General features: G+C 60.9%; 21 protein-coding genes. 10 read left to right on the top strand and 11 right to left on the bottom strand.

The window, feature by feature from the left end; all coding sequences use genetic code 11:
- Nucleotides 1–9: 9 nt before the first annotated feature.
- Nucleotides 10–888: a 4-hydroxy-tetrahydrodipicolinate synthase gene (gene dapA / locus J3P92_RS07355; protein ID WP_434650211.1), complete on the bottom strand. Its 879-nt coding sequence runs from the start codon at nt 886–888 to the stop codon at nt 10–12.
- Nucleotides 889–1,203: 315 nt separating this feature from the next.
- Here dapA and J3P92_RS07350 point away from each other — a divergent pair, with 315 nt between their 5' ends.
- Nucleotides 1,204–1,764, top strand: coding sequence for a glycine cleavage system protein R (locus J3P92_RS07350; RefSeq protein WP_003184325.1), 561 nt, complete (start codon nt 1,204–1,206; stop codon nt 1,762–1,764).
- A 10-nt stretch (nt 1,765–1,774) separates the two neighbouring features.
- On the top strand, nt 1,775–2,248 hold the full coding sequence (locus J3P92_RS07345; protein WP_434650210.1) for a peroxiredoxin: 474 nt from the start codon (nt 1,775–1,777) through the stop codon (nt 2,246–2,248).
- 138 nt (nt 2,249–2,386) lie between these two features.
- On the opposite strand, the gene J3P92_RS07340 is transcribed toward J3P92_RS07345, so the two are convergent.
- Complete coding sequence (locus J3P92_RS07340) at nt 2,387–3,457, bottom strand: AI-2E family transporter (protein ID WP_420766704.1); 1,071 nt, start codon at nt 3,455–3,457, stop codon at nt 2,387–2,389.
- Between the two features lie 29 nt (nt 3,458–3,486).
- Entirely contained in the window at nt 3,487–3,726 is a 240-nt protein-coding gene (locus tag J3P92_RS07335) for a sulfurtransferase TusA family protein (RefSeq protein ID WP_434562826.1), read from the bottom strand.
- A gap of 98 nt (nt 3,727–3,824) precedes the next feature.
- On the opposite strand from J3P92_RS07335, the gene J3P92_RS07330 reads away from it, so the two are divergent.
- Nucleotides 3,825–5,258: a M48 family metalloprotease gene (locus J3P92_RS07330; RefSeq protein ID WP_434562824.1), complete on the top strand. Its 1,434-nt coding sequence runs from the start codon at nt 3,825–3,827 to the stop codon at nt 5,256–5,258.
- 69 nt (nt 5,259–5,327) lie between these two features.
- Here J3P92_RS07330 and J3P92_RS07325 read toward each other — a convergent pair whose 3' ends face one another.
- The 4 genes from J3P92_RS07325 to rpoE form a co-directional block, all read right to left on the bottom strand.
- Nucleotides 5,328–6,755, bottom strand: a complete 1,428-nt coding sequence (locus J3P92_RS07325; RefSeq protein ID WP_420766707.1) for a DegQ family serine endoprotease — start codon at nt 6,753–6,755, stop codon at nt 5,328–5,330.
- A 229-nt stretch (nt 6,756–6,984) separates the two neighbouring features.
- Complete coding sequence (locus J3P92_RS07320; RefSeq protein ID WP_434650208.1) at nt 6,985–7,932, bottom strand: MucB/RseB C-terminal domain-containing protein; 948 nt, start codon at nt 7,930–7,932, stop codon at nt 6,985–6,987.
- 8 nt (nt 7,933–7,940) lie between these two features.
- Entirely contained in the window at nt 7,941–8,528 is a 588-nt protein-coding gene (locus J3P92_RS07315) for a sigma-E factor negative regulatory protein (RefSeq protein ID WP_039593313.1), read from the bottom strand.
- A 30-nt stretch (nt 8,529–8,558) separates the two neighbouring features.
- On the bottom strand, nt 8,559–9,140 hold the full coding sequence (gene rpoE / locus J3P92_RS07310; protein WP_003172477.1) for an RNA polymerase sigma factor RpoE: 582 nt from the start codon (nt 9,138–9,140) through the stop codon (nt 8,559–8,561).
- 557 nt (nt 9,141–9,697) lie between these two features.
- Between rpoE and nadB the strand changes: the two genes are divergently transcribed.
- Nucleotides 9,698–11,314 (top strand): L-aspartate oxidase, encoded by a 1,617-nt coding sequence (gene nadB, locus J3P92_RS07305; protein WP_434650206.1) that lies wholly within the window; start codon nt 9,698–9,700, stop codon nt 11,312–11,314.
- Here nadB and J3P92_RS07300 read toward each other — a convergent pair.
- On the bottom strand, nt 11,283–11,735 hold the full coding sequence (locus tag J3P92_RS07300; RefSeq protein ID WP_434610097.1) for a protein YgfX: 453 nt from the start codon (nt 11,733–11,735) through the stop codon (nt 11,283–11,285). The two genes, nadB and J3P92_RS07300, sit on opposite strands and share 32 nt — an antisense overlap.
- Nucleotides 11,719–11,973, bottom strand: coding sequence for a succinate dehydrogenase assembly factor 2 (locus tag J3P92_RS07295; protein ID WP_003184348.1), 255 nt, complete (start codon nt 11,971–11,973; stop codon nt 11,719–11,721). The genes J3P92_RS07300 and J3P92_RS07295 overlap by 17 nt, the downstream gene beginning before the upstream one ends.
- Before the next feature lie 149 nt (nt 11,974–12,122).
- On the opposite strand from J3P92_RS07295, the gene J3P92_RS07290 reads away from it, so the two are divergent.
- Together J3P92_RS07290 and J3P92_RS07285 are read left to right on the top strand one after the other, a co-directional pair.
- On the top strand, nt 12,123–13,064 hold the full coding sequence (locus J3P92_RS07290; RefSeq protein WP_434650204.1) for a YgfZ/GcvT domain-containing protein: 942 nt from the start codon (nt 12,123–12,125) through the stop codon (nt 13,062–13,064).
- Between the two features lie 35 nt (nt 13,065–13,099).
- Nucleotides 13,100–13,921 (top strand): HDOD domain-containing protein, encoded by an 822-nt coding sequence (locus J3P92_RS07285; protein WP_434562814.1) that lies wholly within the window; start codon nt 13,100–13,102, stop codon nt 13,919–13,921.
- Between the two features lie 58 nt (nt 13,922–13,979).
- On the opposite strand, the gene J3P92_RS07280 is transcribed toward J3P92_RS07285, so the two are convergent.
- Together J3P92_RS07280 and J3P92_RS07275 are read right to left on the bottom strand one after the other, a co-directional pair.
- Nucleotides 13,980–15,365, bottom strand: a complete 1,386-nt coding sequence (locus J3P92_RS07280) for a sensor histidine kinase (RefSeq protein WP_420766713.1) — start codon at nt 15,363–15,365, stop codon at nt 13,980–13,982.
- The gene (locus J3P92_RS07275) at nt 15,358–16,029 is read right to left on the bottom strand and encodes a response regulator (protein ID WP_420766714.1); all 672 of its coding nucleotides are present in this window, start codon (nt 16,027–16,029) and stop codon (nt 15,358–15,360) included. The genes J3P92_RS07280 and J3P92_RS07275 overlap by 8 nt, the downstream gene beginning before the upstream one ends.
- Before the next feature lie 420 nt (nt 16,030–16,449).
- Between J3P92_RS07275 and J3P92_RS07270 the strand changes: the two genes are divergently transcribed.
- The 4 genes from J3P92_RS07270 to J3P92_RS07255 are packed head-to-tail and all read left to right on the top strand — an operon-like array spanning nt 16,450 to nt 20,510.
- The gene (locus tag J3P92_RS07270; protein WP_420766715.1) at nt 16,450–17,442 is read left to right on the top strand and encodes a Bug family tripartite tricarboxylate transporter substrate binding protein; all 993 of its coding nucleotides are present in this window, start codon (nt 16,450–16,452) and stop codon (nt 17,440–17,442) included.
- A gap of 54 nt (nt 17,443–17,496) precedes the next feature.
- On the top strand, nt 17,497–17,958 hold the full coding sequence (locus J3P92_RS07265; protein ID WP_434562810.1) for a tripartite tricarboxylate transporter TctB family protein: 462 nt from the start codon (nt 17,497–17,499) through the stop codon (nt 17,956–17,958).
- Nucleotide 17,959: 1 nt separating this feature from the next.
- Nucleotides 17,960–19,474, top strand: a complete 1,515-nt coding sequence (locus J3P92_RS07260) for a tripartite tricarboxylate transporter permease (RefSeq protein WP_420766717.1) — start codon at nt 17,960–17,962, stop codon at nt 19,472–19,474.
- A complete protein-coding gene (locus tag J3P92_RS07255) occupies nt 19,467–20,510 on the top strand; it encodes an AbrB family transcriptional regulator (RefSeq protein ID WP_434562808.1) in 1,044 nt (347 codons plus the stop codon). Before J3P92_RS07260 ends, J3P92_RS07255 begins: the two co-directional genes overlap by 8 nt.
- Nucleotides 20,511–20,562: the final 52 nt, after the last annotated feature.

The following is a 20,562-nucleotide window of genomic DNA, read 5'->3' as shown; positions in this document are numbered from 1 at the left end:
CTTCCTCAATTAAACCAGGACGCCGGACTGGCGCATGGCCTGCCGCAGCGGTTCGTGACAGGTGTTGCTCAACCAGGTGAGCGGCAGGCGAATGCCTTCGTGCATCAGGCCCATTTCGACCAAGGCAAACTTCACCGGGATCGGGTTGGCTTCGATGAACAGGTCCTTGTGCAGCGGCATCAGTTTTTCGTTGATTGCACGTGCGGTCTCGGCATCGCCCTTGAGCGCGGCCTCGCACAGATCGGCCATTTCTCGCGGAGCGACGTTGGCGGTCACGGAAATATTGCCCTTGCCGCCCAGCAGGATCAGCTCGGCGGCTGTCGGGTCATCGCCAGACAGCACGATGAAATCCTTGCTGACGCCATCGAGGATGGCCTTGGCCCGTACCAGGTCGCCCGTGGCTTCCTTGATGCCGATGATGTTCGGCACGGTGGACAGGCGAATCACGGTCTCGGCTTGCATATCGCAGGAGGTGCGGCCGGGAACGTTATAGAGGATCTGCGGGATGTCGACCGTTTCGGCAATGTACTTGAAATGCTGGTACAAGCCTTCCTGGGTCGGCTTGTTGTAGTACGGAACGACCAGCAGGCAGGCATCGGCGCCGGCTTCCTTGGCGTTGCGGGTCAGTTCGACGGCTTCGCGGGTCGAGTTGGCTCCGGTGCCGGCGATCACCGGAATGCGGCCGTTGACCTGCTTGACGACGGCGCGGATGACTTCGATATGTTCGTTGACATCAAGGGTAGCCGACTCGCCGGTGGTGCCGACGGCGACAATGGCATGGGTGCCGTTTTCAAGGTGGAAGTCCACGAGTTTGCTGAGGCTGGCCCAGTCAAGACGCCCTTGTGCATCCATGGGTGTGACCAGTGCCACCATACTGCCCGCAATCATGAAACCGCTCCTGCCGGAAAAAGAGAGCCGTAATGGTACTGGCGCCAAGATGCTTGTACAAGCGAACTCCCATTCCCCTTGGCGATGGTTTTCGCTACCCTTCAGGCTTTGATCGGTAGCGATAAGCTCATACGCCGGTCCCCAGCCTCCGTTTTCGTCGTTACAAGCCCCGATCCTGCGTGTGTCCCGGTGTATTTGTGTTGCCCCGCAACGCAACGCATCCACGAGGCGAAGGGCTTGAACCGTTCGATTTCCCAAGGCTGGCACCACATCGAGCTGAAACGTACCGACCGCTCATCGCTTTAGGAATGCTGCATGTCCACCCCCACAGTCCGCGAACAATTCCTTGTTATCAGTGCCCTCGGCGCCAACCCCATGGAGCTGACTAACGTCCTGTGCCGCGCCAGCCATGAAAATCGCTGCGCCGTCGTGACGTCACGCCTGACCCGTCATGGCGAGTGCAGCGCGCTCGTGCTGGAAATTTCCGGCAGCTGGGACGCGCTGGCCCGCCTCGAGGGCAGCCTGCCCGTACTGGCCAAGAAACATGCCTTCACCGTCAACGTGGTACGCAGCGCCGCCTTGGAGAATCGTCCCCAGGCCCTGCCTTATGTGGCTTACGTGAGCTCGGCCTACCGCCCGGACATCATCAACGAGCTGTGCCAGTTCTTCATGGACCACCACGTCGAACTGGAGAACCTGACCTGCGACACCTACCAGGCCCCGCAGACCGGCGGCACCATGCTCAACGCCACGTTCACCGTGACACTGCCGGCCGGCACCCAGATCAGCTGGCTGCGTGATCAGTTCCTGGATTTCGCGGACGCGATGAACCTCGACGCATTGATCGAACCGTGGCGCCCACAAAACCCAATGTAAGGAAGCGTTCATGGCCGTTGCCATCGACCAGCCGGTTACCGATTTCCAGGCGCCCGCCACCAGCGGGCAGACCATCAGCCTCGCAGCCCTGAAGGGCAAGCAAGTGGTCATTTATTTCTACCCCAAGGACAGCACGCCCGGCTGCACCACCGAAGGCCAGGGTTTCCGCGATCAGTACGCGCAATTCCAGGCCGCCAACACCGAAGTGTTCGGCGTCTCCCGGGACAGCCTCAAGTCCCACGAGAACTTCAAGTGCAAGCAGGAATTCCCCTTCGAGCTGATCAGCGACAAGGACGAAGCGGTTTGCCAGTTGTTCGACGTGACCAAGTTGAAGAAGCTTTACGGCAAGGAATACCTGGGCGTTGATCGCAGCACGTTCCTGATCGATAAACAGGGAGTGTTGCGCCAGGAATGGCGTGGCGTGAAGGTGCCGGGGCATGTGGATGCGGTGTTGGCGGCGGCTCAGGCGCTCAACAAGGCCTGAGTTTTTTCGTTGTCAGCTTCGGCCTCATCGCGAGCAAGCTCGCTCCCACAGGATTTCACGGAACACCGCAAATCCCCTGTGGGAGCGAGCCTGCTCGCGAAGAGGCCGGTAGCCTCACCGGCTAGGCTAACTCACCTCTTATAACAACGGCGCCACCACTGGCTCCTTGCTCGGCCACGCATCCAGCACTGCCTTGAACAGCGTCGCCAGGGGAATCGCGAAGAACACTCCCCAGAACCCCCACAGTCCGCCGAACAACAGCACTGCGCAGATAATCGCCACCGGATGCAGGTTCACCGCCTCGGAGAACAGCAACGGTACGAGCACGTTGCCGTCCAGGGTCTGGATGATTCCGTAGACGGCCATCAGATAGATGAACTGATCGCTCCAGCCCCACTGGAACAGTGCGATCAATGCCACCGGCACGGTCACCACTACGGTGCCGACGTAGGGCACCACCACTGAAATACCCACCAGCAGCGCCAACAGGGCGGCGTAATTGAGCCCCAGGGCGACGAAGCCGATGTAGGTGACGCCGCCACAGATAAAAATCTCGATGACTTTCCCGCGGATGTAATTGGCGATCTGCCGATTCATCTCCTGCGCCACCCGGGTGATCAATGCCCGTTCGCGCGGCAGGTAACCGCGGACCCAGCGTCCGATCATTTCCCGGTCCTTGAGGAAGAAAAACACCAGGATCGGCACCAGCACCAGATAGATCATGATGTTCACGAGCAACGGCAGGCTGGACAGCGAAAACGTCAGCGCCCACTGGCCGAACTTGCCGATCTCGCCGCGTACCACTTCGATCGTCTGCAATACCTGCTCGTCCGAGACCAGGTGGGGATAACGCTCCGGTAGCAGCAACAGCAGCGATTGCCATTTGACGAGCATCCCCGGCAATTCGTTGAACAACGTCACCAACTGGTGCCACAGCAAGGGCACGATCACCACCAGGAAGACCACCAGCACGCCCATGAACAGCGCGAACACCAACCCTACCGCGACCGAACCCGGCAGTCGCAAGCGCTCCAAAGTGATGACCAGCCCTTGCATCAGGTACGCCAGCACCATCCCCGCCAACACCGGTGCCAACATGCCGCCCAGCGTGAGCACGGCGGTAAAAGCCAGGAACAGGAGCACTGCCAGGACCACCGCCTCTTCATCGGAAAAGTAGCGCTGAATCCAGTCGCGTAACACTTTGAACATTAAAAATCCCTAAGAGATGTCGCCTGCCTTCAGGCTTTTTTCAACCAGTAACGGTAGGTGCCGTTTTCGTCCTCTTCACGCAGCAGCGTATGACCGGCCAACCGGGCGAAGGTGCGGAAATCGCGCTGGGAGCCAGCGTCCGTGGCGGTTACCTTGAGCACGGCGCCACTGGTCAGACGATTGAGTTCCAGCTTGGCCTTGAGCAACGGCAACGGACAATTCAGGCCACTGGCGTCCAGCTCGGCATCGTGGGCTACAGCATCGGTCATTGTTTCACTCCGCAACGGGTCGTCGAGCCGCCTAGAATATCTGGTCCCGGACCCGCTGTCCGGCTACAGTAAGGTCTTTGTCGACTAAGGCTTCGTGCATGACATTTCTGCGCCCCACCCTGCTGACGCTCGCCTGCCTGCTTGCCTCACCGGGCTTCGCCGACGACCTGCCGTCACTTGGCGACGCCAGTTCTGCCATCGTCTCGCCAGAACAGGAGCACCAACTGGGCCGCGCCTGGCTGGCGCTGCTGCGCAGCCAGGTTTCACAGCTCAACGACCCCCAGCTCAAGGACTACGTCGAAACCAGCGTCTACAAGCTGGTGGAGACCAGCCAGGTCAATGACCGGCGCCTGGAATTCATCCTTATCAACAGCCCGCAGCTCAACGCCTTCGCCGCACCGGGCGGAATCGTCGGGGTCAACGGCGGGCTATTCCTCAACGCACAGACCGAAGGCGAATACGCGTCGGTCATGGCCCACGAGCTGGCGCACTTGTCGCAGCGCCACTTCGCCCGTGGCGTGGAAGCTCAACAGCGCATGCAAGTGCCGATGATGGCCGCGCTGCTGGCTGGCATCGTGGTCGCCGCCGCTGGCGGGGGCGATGCAGGGATTGCCGCCATCGCGGGGACCCAGGCCGCCGCCATCCAGGAGCAACGGCGCTTTTCACGCCAGAACGAACAGGAAGCCGACCGAATCGGCATCCAGAATCTGGAAAAAGCTGGGTACGACCCTCGATCCATGCCGACCATGTTCGAGCGTCTGATGCGCCAATACCGCTTTGACGCCAAGCCTCCGGAGTTTCTGTTGACGCACCCGGTCACCGAGTCGCGTATCGCCGACACCCGCAACCGCGCCGAACAGGCCAAGCCGGGGGGCATCGAGGACAGCATGCGTTATCAACTGATTCGTGCGCGCGTCCAGCTGACCTATGAGGAAACCCCAGGCCTGGCCGCCAAGCGCTTTCGCGCACTGTTGGACGAGAACCCCAAAAACGATGTGGCCCGCTATGGCCTGGCCATCGCCCAGGTCAAGGGTGGCCAGTTGAATGAAGCGCGGGAGAACCTCAAGCCGCTGCTGGCCAAATCACCCAACGAAATCATCTACAACCTGGCCCAAGTCGATCTGGACATTACCAACAACAAGCTGGCTGACGCCCAATCCCGCGTCGACCGGATGCTGGTTCAATACCCTGGCAACTATCCCCTCAACCAAGTGCGCGTTGACCTGCTGCTAAAGCAAAACCGCCCCGCTGACGCAGAAAAAGCCCTGGAGACGCTGCTCAAGAGTCGCCCGGACGATCCGGACGTCTGGTACATGGTTGCCGAGACGCGCGGCCTGTCGGGCAACATCATCGGCTTGCACCAGGCCCGCGCCGAATACTTCGCGTTGGTCGGCGACTATCGCCAGGCGATTCAACAATTGGACTTCGCCAAACGCCGCGCCGGCGGCAACTTTCCATTGTCGTCCCGCATCGACGCACGGCAGCGTGAGCTTATGGAACAGGAGCGAATGGTCAAGGACATGATGGGCTGAGCTTCAGCCAGGCATAAAAAAACCGCCTCGACATACATCGAGGCGGTTTTTTTTCAGCTGCGGACGGGCTTATTCAGCCAGTTTGAACGTGATGAAGCTCGCACGTCCCTGGCGCAGGACTCGCATCGACACCGAGCGATTCTTCGGCAGGGCCTTGGCGATATCGGTGAACTCCTTGGCGGACCCGATGGCCTGGTTATTCAGGTGCGTAATGATGTCGCCCGGTTGCAGGCCGATCAGTGCAGCAGGACCGTCCTGTACTTCCCTGATCACCACGCCGCCCTGCAGTTCCAGAGTGCGCTTCTGCTCGTCGGTCAGTTCGACCACCGCGACGCCCAAGCGATTACTGCTGCGCTCTACGCCGGACTTGGGCAGCGAATCCAGCTCCTTGCCCTCTTCCGGGATAGCGCCAACGGTCAACTCGACGTTCTTGCGCTTGCCTTCGCGAATCACTTCGAGGCTGGCCTTGGCACCGGCCTTCAGGGCACCCACCAGGTGCGGCAAGTCGGCGGACATGACGATCGGCTGGCCATTGAGGCTGAGAATCACATCACCAACCTGCAAGCCGCCCTTGGCAGCCGGGCCACCTTCCTGGATCTGTGCCACCAGGGCACCGGCGGGTTTTTCCAGCCCGAACGACTCGGCCAGGTCCTTGTTCACTTCCTGGATGACCACGCCCAGCCAGCCACGGCTGACTTTTCCTTCGCTTTTCAACTGATTGGAAACGTCCATGGCCACGTCGATTGGAATGGCGAAGGACACACCCATGAACCCGCCCGAGCGGGTGTAGATCTGGGAATTGATGCCCACCACTTCACCGTCAAGGTTGAACAACGGGCCGCCGGAGTTGCCGGGGTTGATCGGCACGTCGGTCTGGATGAACGGCACGTAGTTCTCGTTCGGCAGGCTGCGGCCGATGGCGCTGACAATGCCCTGGGTCACGGTGTGGTCAAAGCCGAACGGCGAACCGATCGCCACGACCCATTGGCCGGCCTTCAGGTTCTGGGATTTGCCAAGCTTGAGGACTGGCAAATCCTTGCCTTCGATTTTGAGTAGCGCCACATCGGACCGTGGATCGGTGCCGATCAGTTTGGCCTTGAGCTCACTGCGATCGGCCAGGCGGACCAGGATCTCATCGGCATCCGCGATGACATGGTTATTGGTGAGGATGTAGCCATCGGGCGAAATAATGAAACCCGAACCCAGGGATTGCGCTTCCCGCTGGCGGCCACCACCCGGTGAACGGGGCTGCGGCATTCCGCGCTCGAAAAACTCGCGCAGCATGGGTGGCAGACCTTCCAGGTCCGGCATCTGTGGGTCCATCACCCGGCGCTCAGGCAGCTTCTGCGTCGTACTGATGTTCACGACTGCGGGTGAAGCCTGTTCGACCAGTTGGGTGAAGTCCGGCAATTCGACCGCCGCTGCGGGAACGGCCTGACCGAGGACCAGCACGGTGGCGAATATGGAGAGATAGGTTTTCAAGCGTGGTATCGACATACGGCTCCCGTTACGACGAGCATGGTTAAGCGATATGGAGCTGAAACACCGGAGAACGATACGCCGGTATTTTCGTTCCGCAAACAGACAAGGCCAGAGCCGAGCGGCTCTGACCTAATAGAAAAAAAATCGATTTTTTGCAAATGAAAATGCTGACAGGAAGTTTCAGCAATTCGATCAAGCCTTGGCGTTAACGGCCTGCCGCGCAATCGAGCCACTTGCGCAATGGCTACTTGGCTGCCGCGACGTCGGAGCGCATGGAAAGCGCGATCCGTTCCGCCGTCCCGATAGGTATCTCACCTACCACCGTGACCATCATTTCACCTTGCGGCGTGGTCAGACGGCGGGATACGGCGGCGGTCGGACCTAGCTGAGTTCGGGTATCGGTAGCCGTGGCGCCGTTCAACGGCTCCAGAAACACCGAGAACCGAGCCAGGCCATCGTCGTACATGAGGCTGCTGACCTGTACTTTGGTGTCTGGGTCATTTCGCGCAACACTGCTGGTCAATTCAAAGCCCGGCGGAAGCCAGTCCGAACGCCATGCGGTCTTCACTGCCGTCGCCTTGTTCGGATCCTGCGCCACAGCCGTGCATTCGGCACTGGCCTGCAGGTCAGCGTCCGAAGGTGAGGTGATGTTCAGGCGGGTGAATTGAAAGCGCTCGAGCAACTGTCCCTTGTCGTTGAGCAGCAGGGATTTGAGCGGCAGCCCGGTTTCTTTGTCCAGATGCAACTCGAACCCGTAGCGATGCTGGTCCTTCGGAGTCAGGGCCACAATGACAGCTTGTCGCCCAGCCACACGCGACTTGCCGATCACGGCAAGGTCATACCAATTCTTGAGTTTTTGCGGATCGAGCGCACGTGCAGTGCCATCTGGCGTATTTCCCAGCCCGGCGATCAAGGTGCCACTGACGCATTGAGTACGTCCATCAATGCGCATGACCTCCTGTGCCGAACCGTCGAGCTGGAGCAACCGCTCGCGGATTTTGCCATCCTGGACGCGATGCCAGATGTTATGGGTAGAAAAACTACCGTTACGCTCGTAAACGAAAGTGCCCTGGAAGCTTTGCTGTTGCTCGGCTTGACTCAGACGATTTAGCCAGTCTTGAGCCTCGCCGGCATGGGCTGGAATCACCCACCAGCCACCGAGCAGAAGCGATAAAAGAGGTATGGCGCGCATGGTCCTCCTTAACGGTTTTCCAGACTGGCCGCGCGAGCGTAGGGCAGCGCGCTTTCAGTGCCCTTCAATGCAGCCTGTTGGGCATGCTGGCGCAGGTAGTTAGGCAGGCGCTGATCGTGCCAGCCTGGTTGTCCTTGCAGGACACCATTGTTCATCGGGCCAGCAGCTTCCGAACCTTCGCTGTAGCCGGCCAGCACCGCAGGACCTTTGACCTGTGGCGTTGCCAGGCTTGGCTGGTTAGATTGCTGCGCCATTTGAACGCCAGCGATCTCGTCCTGGTTGTACAACCGCACACCGGCCAGTACCGCTACGGTGACCGAAGCAGCTACAGCCAGGCGACCCAGGCTACGCCATGGACCGCGGGAGGCTTTTGCCGGTACGGCTTCATCAGCCAGCGCAGCAGACACTGCCGCAGCGATATCCAGACGCGGAAGCAGCAGGTCCTTGTGCATGACAGCCCGGGCGATCTGATAGCGCGCCCAGGTCTCACGGGTTTCAACATCGTCGAAGGCATTCAATACCCGACGTAATTCCAATTCGTCCGCTTCGTTATCCATCACTGCGGACAGCGATTCCTGCAGGGCTTCACGACTCATGGCGTTCCTCTCTTGGCTGTCGCCGCTGTCTCAGTTTTCCTGCAACAACGGTTGCAGGGCTTTATCGATGGCCTCCCGAGCGCGGAAGATCCGGGAGCGCACGGTACCCACCGGACATTGCATGACGCTCGCAATGTCCTCGTAACTCAGACCGTCGAATTCACGTAAAGTTAAAGCCGTACGCAAATCTTCAGGCAATTGCTGGATGGTTCGATGAACGGTGCCTTCGATCTCATCCCGCAGTAATGCACGCTCCGGAGATTCGAGGTCCTTGAGGCCATGATCGCCATCGTAGAACTCAGCATCTTCGGAACTCACATCACTATCCGGCGGCCGGCGGCCGCGTGAAACCAGATAGTTTTTCGCCGTGTTAATGGCGATGCGGTAAAGCCACGTGTAAAACGCGCTATCCCCGCGGAAATTTCCAAGTGCGCGGTAGGCCTTGATGAAGGCTTCCTGGGCAACATCCTGGGCTTCATGGGTGTCGTGCACGAAACGCACGATCAACCCGAGAATTTTGTGCTGGTATTTCAGCACTAGCAGATCGAAAGCTCGCTTGTCGCCGCGCTGAACGCGTTCGACCAGCTGCTGATCCTCTTCCTGGGTTAGCATGAACACTCCTCGATAAGCTCGAAGGAGGGTTGCACTACTAATCGACCGGGCTTGCAAACATAGACTCGGGCTTTTCGCAAAAGTTCTCCCCCTTCCAAGCAAGTTTCCGGCGCGCTCTGATCCGGCACGCACGAAAAACGCAGCACGAGATTCCCCGGCTGCGCGAATAATCTGTCGCCGGGCCTGTCGGACGAGGACTTGAATCGAAGTCCTTAACCAACCCGACGCTGTTCCCTTTTGCAGACAACCGTCTATTGAACGTAGGCGCTTGGCAAAAGTTCCCGCTATTTTCAGCTCTTCGAAACGAAAATCTGGCAACCGTGACGAGATAAACAACGTTCTGTCCGCGAAAACGTCGCGTTGTCGCCATTTCAAGAAAACCCTGATCCGACGAAGCGTGTTGTTTTTCCGTCACGCTGGTTTCACATCGCCATGATTGCCCGGCTATTGTGCCGATCCCCCCCTCTATATACTAGTGGGCTGCAAGGCTGCCCGACCCGTCAAACGGATGTCCGGCGCCAACCCCTCACGGGTCGCTTTGAGCGGAAATCATTCGAATGAGCCAACAGTTCCAACATGATGTTCTGGTAATCGGCAGCGGTGCCGCCGGATTGAGCCTGGCGTTGACTTTGCCCGCGCATCTGCGCATCGCCGTGCTGAGCAAGGGCGACCTGGCCAACGGCTCGACGTTCTGGGCCCAGGGCGGCGTCGCAGCCGTGCTGGATGACGCCGACACGATCCAATCCCACGTCGACGACACACTCAACGCTGGCGGCGGGCTGTGCAATCAGGATGCGGTGCGCTTTACCGTCGAGCACAGCAGGGAGGCCATCCAATGGCTGATCGACCAAGGCGTGCCATTCACCCGCGATGAGCAGTCCGGCACCGAAGATGGCGGCTTTGAATTTCACCTGACCCGCGAGGGCGGCCATAGCCATCGGCGGATCATCCATGCCGCCGATGCGACCGGCGCGGCGATTTTCAAGACGCTGCTGGCCCAGGCCAGGCGACGGCCGAACATCGAGTTGCTGGAGCAACGGGTCGCGATCGATCTGATCACCGAAAAACGCCTGGGTCTGAACGGTGATCGCTGCCTGGGCGCCTATGTGCTCAACCGTGGCACGGGCGAAGTCGACACCTACGGGGCGCGCTTCGTGATCCTGGCCTCCGGTGGCGCGGCCAAGGTCTACCTCTACACCAGCAACCCGGACGGCGCCTGCGGTGACGGCATTGCCATGGCCTGGCGTTCCGGTTGCCGGGTGGCGAACCTGGAGTTCAACCAGTTCCACCCGACTTGTTTATATCACCCGCTCGCCAAGAGTTTTTTGGTGACCGAGGCCCTGCGCGGCGAAGGCGCGCACCTGAAGCTGCCCAACGGGGAACGCTTCATGCAGCGCTTCGATCCCCGCGCCGAACTGGCCCCACGGGACATCGTTGCCCGAGCCATCGACCATGAGATGAAGCGCCTGGGCATCGACTGCGTTTACCTGGATATCAGCCACAAGCCCGAAGCGTTCATCAAGAGTCATTTCCCGACGGTCTACGAACGCTGCCTGGAATTTTCCATCGACATCACCAAGCAGCCTATCCCGGTGGTGCCGGCGGCGCATTACACCTGCGGCGGGGTCATGGTCGATCAGTTCGGTCGCACCGACGTCCCCGGCCTGTATGCCATTGGCGAAACCAGTTTTACCGGGCTGCACGGCGCCAATCGCATGGCCAGCAATTCGCTGCTGGAATGTTTCGTCTACGCCCGCTCGGCAGCGGCCGACATCCTTGAGCAATTGCCGCGCATCGACATACCTGCCGCCCTGCCCTCGTGGGATGCCAGCCAGGTCACCGACTCGGATGAAGACGTCATCATCGCCCACAACTGGGACGAACTGCGGCGCTTCATGTGGGACTACGTTGGGATCGTGCGCACCAACAAACGCTTGCAACGGGCCCAGCATCGGGTACGACTGCTGCTCGATGAGATCGATGAGTTCTACAGTAACTACAAGGTCAGCCGGGACCTGATCGAACTGCGCAACCTAGCGCAAGTGGCCGAATTGATGATTCGCTCGGCGATGGAACGCAAGGAAAGTCGAGGGCTGCATTACACCCTCGATTACCCGGACCTGTTGCCCGAGCCATTGGATACTATCCTGGTGCCGCCCACCTACGCCGGCTGAACCTGAGCCGCACTCGCAGGCGTCGGTGCACATCCGGCGCCAGCGCATCACGGGGCACACACAGCGAGCGGACCCGCCGCTCGCCCTGGAGCCGAAAGCGCAACACGACGATTATCGGCAATGCGAGGCTATCGGGCCGCAACTGCACCGATTGCCAGCCGCCGTCGGAGCTCCATAGCTGCCAGCCACCGGCATCGCGACGCAAGCCGCGAAACGCCTGTCGATGGGTCAGCAGCAGGTGTCGCGGCAGTACCCAGGCGCCATGGCCCAGGCACAGTATGATGCCGACGGCTGCGAACCCGGGTGGAACGGCCAATAGCAACAACGAGCCAAGGGCGAACAGCTGCGCCAGCAGATAGGCCGCCAACAACTGCCCGGAGGCGCGCCAGCGGCATTCGAAGCGATTACTTGGGTTGGACACGGTCCAGGATCATCCGGACCATGCGCTGCAACTCCGGATCTTCGGACTCACTGCGTTCCATGAACCAGCCGAACATGTCCTGGTCCTCACATTCCAGCAGGCGGACGTAGCATGCACGGTCAACCTCATTGAGGTGGGGGTAGACCTCCTTCACGAAAGGCACCAGCAACACGTCAAGCTCAAGCATGCCGCGGCGGCTGTGCCAGTAGAGGCGATTCAGTTCAACATCTTCGACCATGGAGCGCTCCTCAAATAGGGCGCAAGTATACAGGCCCGGCCGTGGCGGAACACACGGCTTTGTCGGCCGTCGACGATCCTTTGGCAACTACCCATTTCAAGGGCGCCCCCTTATGATGTCCACCAGACTTTTTTACCCTGCGATGACCCATGGCTGATTCCGCTTTTTTCTGCACCCTGTCCCACGAAGGCATTCTCGCGGTCCGCGGCGTGGATGCCGGTAAATTCCTGCAAGGCCAATTGACCTGCAATCTCAATTACCTGAGCGACAGCCGGGCCAGCCTCGGCGCCCGCTGCACACAGAAAGGCCGGATGCAATCAAGCTTCCGGATCCTGCTCGAGGGCGACGGCGTACTCATGGCGATGGCCAGCGAGTTACTCGAACCGCAACTGGCGGACCTGAAAAAATACGCGGTGTTTTCCAAATCCAAACTCACCGATGAAAGCCCGGCCTGGGTTCGCTTCGGACTGGAAAACGCTGACGCCGCCCTCAGCGAACTGGGCCTGGAGCTGCCGGCCGACACCGATAGCATGGCACGCCATGAATCCTTGATCGCCATCCGCGTATCCCCGGGCCGCGCCGAACTCTGGGTCCGCGCCGAACAGGCCGATACGCTGCGCGCTCGCCTGGGCTCGCAACTGGGCGAAGGCGACTTGAACCGCTGGCTGCTGGGCCAGGTTCGTGCGGGAATCGGCCAAGTCATGGCGGCCACACGCGAACTGTTCATTCCTCAGATGCTCAACCTGCAGGCCGTTGGCGGTGTCAGCTTCAAGAAAGGCTGCTATACCGGCCAGGAAATCGTCGCGCGCATGCAGTACCTCGGCAAGCTCAAGCGTCGCCTGTATCGCCTGCAACTGGACGCCACCGAGTTGCCGGAGCCTGGCACCCCGCTGTTTTCCCCTACGCATGGCAGCTCGATCGGCGAGGTCGTCATTGCTGCCCGGGCCGAGCAGAATATTGAACTGCTGGGAGTGTTGCAGGCCGAAGCCGCCGAGGATGGCAATTTGCACCTCGGTGCTTTGGCAGGACCCGCGCTACAATTGCTGGACTTGCCTTACGAACTGGACCGCGACCGCGAAATCCAGCGTTGATCGCAACATTTTGTCGCAACACCTAGAGAACCGAAATGAGCGATTTGGCGGATAAGGTCCAGCGGGATTTGGTGGCGGCCATCGATAAGGACGACCTGGTCCTGCCCACACTACCGGAAGTGGCCATGCAGATTCGCCGGGCTGCGGAAGATCCGGAGATCAGTGTCAGTAACCTGAGCAAAGTGATCGGTCGTGACACGGCACTCTCGGCGCGCCTGATAAAAGTGGTCAACAGCCCGCTGCTACGCGCCACGCAGGAAGTGACGGACTTGCACACGGCCATCACTCGGCTGGGCGTCAACTACAGCAGTAACCTGGCGATTGGCCTGGTCATGGAGCAGATATTCCATGCCCGCTCCGATGTCGTGGAACAGAAGATGCGTGAGGTGTGGCGCAAGAGCCTGGAGATCGCCGGTGTCAGTTATGCGCTATGTCGCAGCTATACCCACCTCAAGCCTGACCAGGCCGCGCTGGGCGGATTGGTCCATCAGATCGGCGTGCTGCCGATCCTGACGTACGCCGAAGACAACAACGAATTGCTGTCGGATCCAATCAGCCTCAACCACGTCATCGAGACGATTCATCCCGTGTTGGGGGACAAGCTGCTCAGCGTCTGGGAGTTTCCGGAACGATTGATGAAGTTGCCGGGGTTGTATCTGGATTTCACCCGGGATTCAGAACAACTCGATTACGTCGACCTGGTGCAAGTCGCCGCACTGTACTGCTACAAGGACTCCGACCATCCGCTGAGCAGAATCGACGTATTTGGCGTCCCCGCGATCAAGAAGCTGGGCATTGACCTGGACAACCACGACCGCTGCGCGGATCTGGAAGAAGCGCGGTCGATGTTTTACTGACAAAGCCCGTTGTGGCGAGGGACTTTGCTCCCTTTCCACGGGTTTTGCATTGCCTGGCTTAGCCGGGGATAAAACTCACCCGCACCTTCAGCCCACTCTCCTGCCCGTCATGCAGGGTGATCTGGGCCAGATGCGCGCGACAGATTTCCCCGACGATCGCCAATCCCAAGCCAGAACCGGCCACTTGCTGGTTGCGTCGATAGAAGCGCTCGAATACTCGCTCGCGCTCAGTCTCAGGAATGCCGGGGCCGTCGTCCTCGACTTCCAGGATCGCCGGCGCGATCACCCGCAGGATGACGTTGCCACCCGAGGGGGTGTGGGCCAGGGCGTTGTCCACCAGGTTGCTCAACAGTTCGTTCAGCAACGTCGGTTCGCCCCGCAACCAGACGGGCTCATCGGCCTCCAGCGCCAACGCGACCCCACGGGCATGGGCCAAGGGTGCCATGGCCATGCCCAGCTCACGGGCGAGCTGGCTCAGGTCGAGCAATTGCGCGCCGCCCTCGGCAATCGCCCGGGCGCCATTTTCCACCCGGGCCAATGACAGCAACTGGTTGGCCAGGTGGGTCAAGCGGTCGGTGCCCTGGGCGGCGGTCTCCAGGGTTTGGCGCCACGTGGCCGGTTCGCTGGCGCGCAGGCCCAGCTCCAGGCGAGCCTTGAGGGCGGCCAATGGCGTTCGCAGCTCATGGGCGGCGTCGGCAATGAATTGCGCCTGACGCTCGAATTGGCCACGCAGGCGCTCGGTGAAGTGATTGAGTGCCCGTACCAGCGGCCATAACTCATGCTGGACTTCCACCAGCGGCAGCGGTCGCAGATCGTCTGGCTGCCGCTCTTCCACCGCCGTGCGCAAGCGTTCCAGGGGACGCAGCGCGGCACTGACCGCGAACCACACCAAAAGCAGCGCACCCACCGCCAGCATGCCCAACCGCAGCAAGGTATCGGCCATCAAGCTGCGCGCCATGCTGACCCGCGCCTCTTCGGTTTCCGCCACGCGGATTTCCGCCATGCCGTTCATCTCCGGCTCGCTCACGGCCTTGAGCAGGCTTACGACGCGCACATTCTGGCCCTGATAAGAGGCGTTATAGAAGCGCGCCAGCGCGGGGTAATCGTCAGTGCGCGGCGTACCCGGCGGCGGGCCAGGAAGATTTTCGTATCCGGAGATGAGCTTCTGGTGGATATCGTTGACCTGATAGTAGATACGCCCGGCGCTGTCATAGGCGAAGGTGTCCAAGGCCACGTACGGCACGTCCGCACTCAGCGTGCCGTCTCGCTGGGAAAGCCCGGCGGCAATGGTCCGGGCCGAAGCCAGCAACGTCCGGTCATAGGCAGTATCGGCCGCTTCGCGACCATTCCAATAGGCACTCAGCCCACTGGCGAGCATCAGCACCACCAGCAGCGATGCAAGGTTGCGAAGGAGCCGCCAGCGCAGGCTGTCGGGCTTATGCATCACGGGTTTCCAGCAAATAGCCCAGGCCCCGGAACGTCACGATCGCCACCGCATGGCCATCGAGTTTCTTACGCAGCCGATGAACGTAGATCTCGATGGCGTCGGGGCTGGCCTCTTCGTCCAGGCCAAACACCTGGGCGGCCAGTTGTTCCTTGCTCATCACCCGCCCCGGTCGAGCTATCAACGCCTCCAGGACCGCCTGCTCGCGGGAGGTCAAGGTCATCAGTTCCTCATCAAGGGTAAAGCGGCGGGTGTCCAGGTCGTAGACCAACCCACCGCAGCGCTGCTGGCGCTCGCCCCCGAGTACGCTACGGCGCAGCAACGCCTTGACCCGGGCTTCCAGCTCGGTCAGTTCGAATGGCTTGGCCAGGTAATCATCGGCGCCGAGGTTCAGGCCGTGGACGCGGTCCTTGACGTCGCTGCGCGCGGTCAACATCAGCACCGGCAAGGTCTTGCCCCGCGCCCGCAAGCGCGCCAGCACTTCGAAACCGTCCATGCGCGGCAGCCCCACATCTAGAATCGCCACGGCGTATTCCTCGCTGCTCAGGGCCAGGTCAGCGGCCACCCCATCGTGCAGCACGTCCACTGTCAAACCCGTGCTCTTGAGCGCCTGGGCGACACTTTCGGCCAGCTGCAGATGGTCTTCGACGAGCAGAACACGCATGGGTTTTTCCTCGATTCAGGGATGGCCGGCGCCATTCTTTGGCGCGGAGTTTACAGCCGCATCCGCCACTGTGAAGCCAAAAATCATCCTGAAAGCTTTTGAAAGGTTAGCGAAAGGTTGGGTCGTTAGAGTCGCTCCACGGACAGTTTCGACTGCCGGTCGCGACACACCTCGCGAACGAAAAACGCCACGAAGCGTTTTCGCCGAATAAAAACAATAAGCGGAGTATTCACCATGCTGTCCATACAGCTCCAGGCTTCAATGCCCACCCGCCTTTGCTGCCCCAACCAGACTACCCTTGCCTGTGCCTCCGCGCAGACCGAACTGCTGCGTCTTTGAAACGCGTTCAGGGGTCTGCACCGTACATGTTCTGCGAAGCCTGATTTGAAACACAAAACAACAACTCCTGTGGAGACAAAAATGAACCTAGCACTGCGTAAAGTAGCCCTTGCCGTCGGATGCCTGATGCTCGCCGGGCAAACGCTCGCCGCTGATTCGTCCAAAGAGCCAAAGCGCCCTGAGTGCATCGCCCCCGCCGCACCCGGCGGTGGTTTCGACCTGACCTGCAAATTGGCGCAAAGCGCACTGGTCAATGAAAAGCTGCTGACCAAGCCGATGCGCGTCACCTACATGCCCGGCGGTGTCGGCGCGGTGGCCTACAACGCAGTGGTTGCGCAGCGCCCGGCAGACGCCGGCACGCTGGTGGCCTGGTCCAGCGGCTCGTTGCTGAACCTGGCGCAAGGCAAGTTCGGCCGTTTCGATGAAACCAATGTGCGCTGGCTCGCTGCCGTCGGCACCAGCTATGGCGCCATCGCCGTGAAAAGCGATTCGCCCTACAAGAATCTCGACGATCTGGTACAGGCTCTGAAGAAAGATCCTGGCTCGGTGGTGATCGGCTCTGGCGGCACCGTCGGTAGCCAGGACTGGATGCAGACCGCTTTGATTGCCAAGGCTGCCGGTATCGACCCGCGCAAACTGCGCTACGTGGCCCTTGAAGGCGGCGGCGAAATCGCTACCGCTCTGCTCGGCGGTCATATCCAGGTGGGCAGTACGGACATCTCCGACTCCATGCCACACATCCTGAGCGGCGACATGCGTCTGCTGGCCGTATTCTCCGATAAGCGCCTGGACGAGCCGGAAATGAAAGACATCCCGACCGCCGTGGAACAAGGCTACGACATCCGCTGGCCGGTGGTACGTGGCTTCTACCTGGGCCCGAAGGTCACCGATGAGGAATACGCCTGGTGGAAAAACGCCTTCGACAAACTGCTGGCCTCCGAAGAGTTCGCCAAGCTGCGTGACCAGCGCGAACTGTTCCCGTTCGCCATGACCGGTCCGGAGCTGGACACCTACGTGAAGAAGCAAGTGGCCGACTACAAGATGCTGGCCAAAGAGTTCGGCCTGATCCAGTAATCGCCCCTGTCTCGCGGCGGCGTCGGCACAACCGGCGCCGCCCAGGAGTTAGTCATGCTCGTCATCCAACGTATTGTTGCCGCGGTGCTGCTGCTGGCCTGTATCGGCCTGGCGCTGATGGCCTGGCCTTATCAGGCCGCCTTTTCCTATGAACCGGTCGGCCCGCGCGCCTTTCCCCTGCTGATAATCGGGCTGATGGGGCTGGCGCTGCTGTACATGCTGTTTCGTCCTACCCCCGTCGTGCACAGCGAAGACGACCCGCAACTGGACCGTGAAACCCTGCAGAAAATCGGCATCTGCGTTTTGCTGCTGTTGGTCTTCGCCGGAACTTTCGAACCCCTGGGCTTCATCCTCGCCAGCATTGTCACTGGCGTGCCGATGGCGCGCCTGTACGGCGGCCGCTGGGTACCGAGCGTAGTGATCATCAGCCTGATGGCCATTGGTCTTTATCTGTTGTTCGACAAGCTGATGGACGTGCCGCTGCCCCTGGGCCTGCTCGACGTCCTGGAGAATTGATATGGATACCCTGAATTATCTCGGCCAGGGTTTTGGCGTTGCATTGACTCCCTACAACCTAGTCACCGCGTTGAGCGGCACCTTGATCGGCACCGTCGTAGGGCTGCTGCCGGGCCTGGGCCCGATCAACGGCGTGGCGCTGCTGATCCCGATCGCCTTCGCCCTGGGCCTGCCGCCGGAGTCGGCGTTGATCCTGTTGGCGGCCGTTTACCTGGGCTGCGAATACGGCGGGCGTATCAGCTCGATTCTGCTCAACATCCCGGGCGAAGCGTCCACTGTAATGACCACGCTGGACGGCTACCCAATGGCTCGCCAAGGCCTGGCCGGGGTCGCTTTGTCACTGTCGGCGTGGAGTTCGTTCCTCGGCGCGCTCATTGCCACCTGCGGCATGGTGCTGTTTGCTCCCTTGCTGGCCAAATGGGCAATTGCCTTCGGACCGGCGGAATACTTCGTACTGATGGTGTTCGCCATCGTCTGCCTGGGCGGCATGGCCGGTGATCGACCGCTCAAGACGTTCATCGCCGCGCTGATCGGTCTGTTCCTGTCGTGCGTCGGCATCGACGCCAACAGCGGCGTCTACCGCTTCACCGGTGACAACATTCACTTGACCGATGGCATCCAGTTCGTCGTGCTGGTGCTGGGCCTGTTCTCCATCAGCGAGATTCTGTTGCTGCTGGAAAAAACCCATCGCGGCCAGGAGGCCGTGAAAGCCACCGGGCGGATGATGTTCAACGTCAAGGAAGCTGCCTCGGTGTTCTGGGTGAACATGCGCTGTGGCGTGCTCGGTTTCATCATGGGCGTATTGCCAGGTGCCGGCGCGACCCTGGCCAGTGCCGTAGCCTATATGACTGAAAAACGCATGGCCGGTGCCACCGGTACGTTCGGCCAGGGCGACAAGCGTGGCCTCGCGGCGCCGGAAACCGCCATCGGTGGCGCAGCCTGCGGCGCCCTCGTGCCTATGCTGACCCTCGGCGTTCCCGGCTCGGGCACCACGGCGGTCATGATCGGCGCGCTGTCGCTGTACAACATCACCCCCGGCCCGCTGCTGTTCCAACAGCAACCGGACATCGTCTGGGGCCTGATCGCCTCGTTGTTCATCGCCAACGTCATGCTGGTGATCCTCAACATCCCTATGATCCGCGTGTTTACGCGCATCCTGGCGGTGCCGAACTGGGCGCTGGTGCCGGTCATCGCAATCATCACCGGGATCGGTGTCTATGCGGTACACGCCACCACGTTCGACCTGTTTCTGATGATCGGCATCGGTATCTTCGGCTATATCCTGCGCAAGCTTGAGTTCCCGCTGTCGCCAGTCCTGCTGGGCTTCATCCTTGGCGGCCTGATGGAGCAGAACCTGCGTCGTGCGTTGTCGATCTCCAACGGCGCGCTGGAAATCCTCTGGTCGAGCCCGATCACCTTCGGTTGCTGGGTCCTGACCGCAATCATGTTGTTCCTGCCGCTGCTGCGCATCTGGCGTCGCCGCAGTGCCCAGCGTCGTGCCCTGGCCAATGCCTGAGACGACAACTTTCAGACAATGGTGGGGAACACCGCTGGTCGGTCTGGCCGGCGGTTATCTGGCCAGCCTGATCGGCTGGCCCTTGCCCTGGATGGTCGGCTCGCTGTTGGCGATCATCCTGGTGCGCTGCCTCACGCCATGGCAATTGATGGAAATCCCCGGCGGCCGCAAATGCGGCCAATGGGTGGTGGGCATCGGTATCGGCCTGCACTTTACGCCAGTGGTGATGGAGCAAGTCCTGAGCCACTTCGGCCTGATTTTCTTCGGCGCGCTGATCACCAGCGTGTCCAGCGTGGTGAGCGTGTGGCTGATGCGCCGCACCGGCGAGGACCGCGCCACCGCTTTCTTTTCCAGCATGCCAGGCGGTTCCGGCGAGATGGTCAACCTCGGCGCCCGCAACGGCGCGATGCTCAGCCATGTCGCCGCGGGCCAGAGCCTACGCGTGCTGGTGGTGGTGCTGTGCGTTCCCGCCGCCTTCAAGTACCTGCTGGGCGAAGGCACCCCACTGCAACACGCCACGACGGTGGACTGGATGTGGCTGGCGATCCTGTTCCCGGCCGGCGCACTGCTCGCCTGGATCTGGGAGCGCCTTCGCCAGCCCAACCCATGGCTGTTCGGTCCGCTGTTGGTCAGCGCGGCGGTGAGCATCGGCTGGGATTTGCACATCGGCCTGCCCGACGGCGGTAGCCAGATCGGCCAATGGCTGATCGGCAGCGGCCTGGGCTGTCATTTCAACCGGCAGTTCTTCCGCCGGGCACCGTCGTTCATGGGGCGTACATTGGTTGGCACGGTATTGACGATGCTGATCGCCACGCTCGCGGCCCTGGGCCTGAGCACCTTGACTCACCTGGATTTGCGTTCGCTGACCCTGGGCATGATGCCCGGTGGCATCGCGGAGATGAGCCTGACGGCGGAGACGTTGCAATTGTCGGTGCCGTTGGTCACGGCGTTGCAGGTGATGCGGCTGCTGTTCGTGCTGTTCCTGGCGGAGCCGTTGTTCAGGTATTGGATGCGCAAGACAGGTTCAAGCTTGTAACCGAGTTGCCTCATCGCGAGCAGGCTCGCTCCCACGGGAGTCTGCGGCGAGT

Origin of the sequence: Pseudomonas sp. D3-27 (assembly GCF_051132165.1) — a bacterium.
Taxonomy (GTDB): domain Bacteria; phylum Pseudomonadota; class Gammaproteobacteria; order Pseudomonadales; family Pseudomonadaceae; genus Aquipseudomonas.
Note: the sequence above shows the minus strand (reverse complement) of the source record. Positions and strands in the feature narration are given on the sequence as shown.

Excerpts from the sequence above, each read along its gene's own strand:
- J3P92_RS07325 (WP_420766707.1), bottom strand. The coding sequence starts at position 6,755 with ATGTCGATACCACGCTTGAAAACCTATCTCTCCATATTCGCCACCGTG.
- J3P92_RS07330 (WP_434562824.1), top strand. The coding sequence starts at position 3,825 with ATGACATTTCTGCGCCCCACCCTGCTGACGCTCGCCTGCCTGCTTGCC.
- J3P92_RS07265 (WP_434562810.1), top strand. The coding sequence starts at position 17,497 with ATGCTCGTCATCCAACGTATTGTTGCCGCGGTGCTGCTGCTGGCCTGT.
- J3P92_RS07315 (WP_039593313.1), bottom strand. The coding sequence starts at position 8,528 with ATGAGTCGTGAAGCCCTGCAGGAATCGCTGTCCGCAGTGATGGATAAC.
- J3P92_RS07345 (WP_434650210.1), top strand. The coding sequence starts at position 1,775 with ATGGCCGTTGCCATCGACCAGCCGGTTACCGATTTCCAGGCGCCCGCC.
- J3P92_RS07275 (WP_420766714.1), bottom strand. The coding sequence starts at position 16,029 with ATGCGTGTTCTGCTCGTCGAAGACCATCTGCAGCTGGCCGAAAGTGTC.
- rpoE (WP_003172477.1), bottom strand. The coding sequence starts at position 9,140 with ATGCTAACCCAGGAAGAGGATCAGCAGCTGGTCGAACGCGTTCAGCGC.
- J3P92_RS07335 (WP_434562826.1), bottom strand. The coding sequence starts at position 3,726 with ATGACCGATGCTGTAGCCCACGATGCCGAGCTGGACGCCAGTGGCCTG.
- J3P92_RS07270 (WP_420766715.1), top strand. The coding sequence starts at position 16,450 with ATGAACCTAGCACTGCGTAAAGTAGCCCTTGCCGTCGGATGCCTGATG.
- J3P92_RS07350 (WP_003184325.1), top strand. The coding sequence starts at position 1,204 with ATGTCCACCCCCACAGTCCGCGAACAATTCCTTGTTATCAGTGCCCTC.
- dapA (WP_434650211.1), bottom strand. The coding sequence starts at position 888 with ATGATTGCGGGCAGTATGGTGGCACTGGTCACACCCATGGATGCACAA.
- J3P92_RS07290 (WP_434650204.1), top strand. The coding sequence starts at position 12,123 with ATGGCTGATTCCGCTTTTTTCTGCACCCTGTCCCACGAAGGCATTCTC.
- J3P92_RS07280 (WP_420766713.1), bottom strand. The coding sequence starts at position 15,365 with ATGCATAAGCCCGACAGCCTGCGCTGGCGGCTCCTTCGCAACCTTGCA.
- J3P92_RS07285 (WP_434562814.1), top strand. The coding sequence starts at position 13,100 with ATGAGCGATTTGGCGGATAAGGTCCAGCGGGATTTGGTGGCGGCCATC.
- nadB (WP_434650206.1), top strand. The coding sequence starts at position 9,698 with ATGAGCCAACAGTTCCAACATGATGTTCTGGTAATCGGCAGCGGTGCC.
- J3P92_RS07340 (WP_420766704.1), bottom strand. The coding sequence starts at position 3,457 with ATGTTCAAAGTGTTACGCGACTGGATTCAGCGCTACTTTTCCGATGAA.
- J3P92_RS07260 (WP_420766717.1), top strand. The coding sequence starts at position 17,960 with ATGGATACCCTGAATTATCTCGGCCAGGGTTTTGGCGTTGCATTGACT.
- J3P92_RS07295 (WP_003184348.1), bottom strand. The coding sequence starts at position 11,973 with ATGGTCGAAGATGTTGAACTGAATCGCCTCTACTGGCACAGCCGCCGC.
- J3P92_RS07255 (WP_434562808.1), top strand. The coding sequence starts at position 19,467 with ATGCCTGAGACGACAACTTTCAGACAATGGTGGGGAACACCGCTGGTC.
- J3P92_RS07320 (WP_434650208.1), bottom strand. The coding sequence starts at position 7,932 with ATGCGCGCCATACCTCTTTTATCGCTTCTGCTCGGTGGCTGGTGGGTG.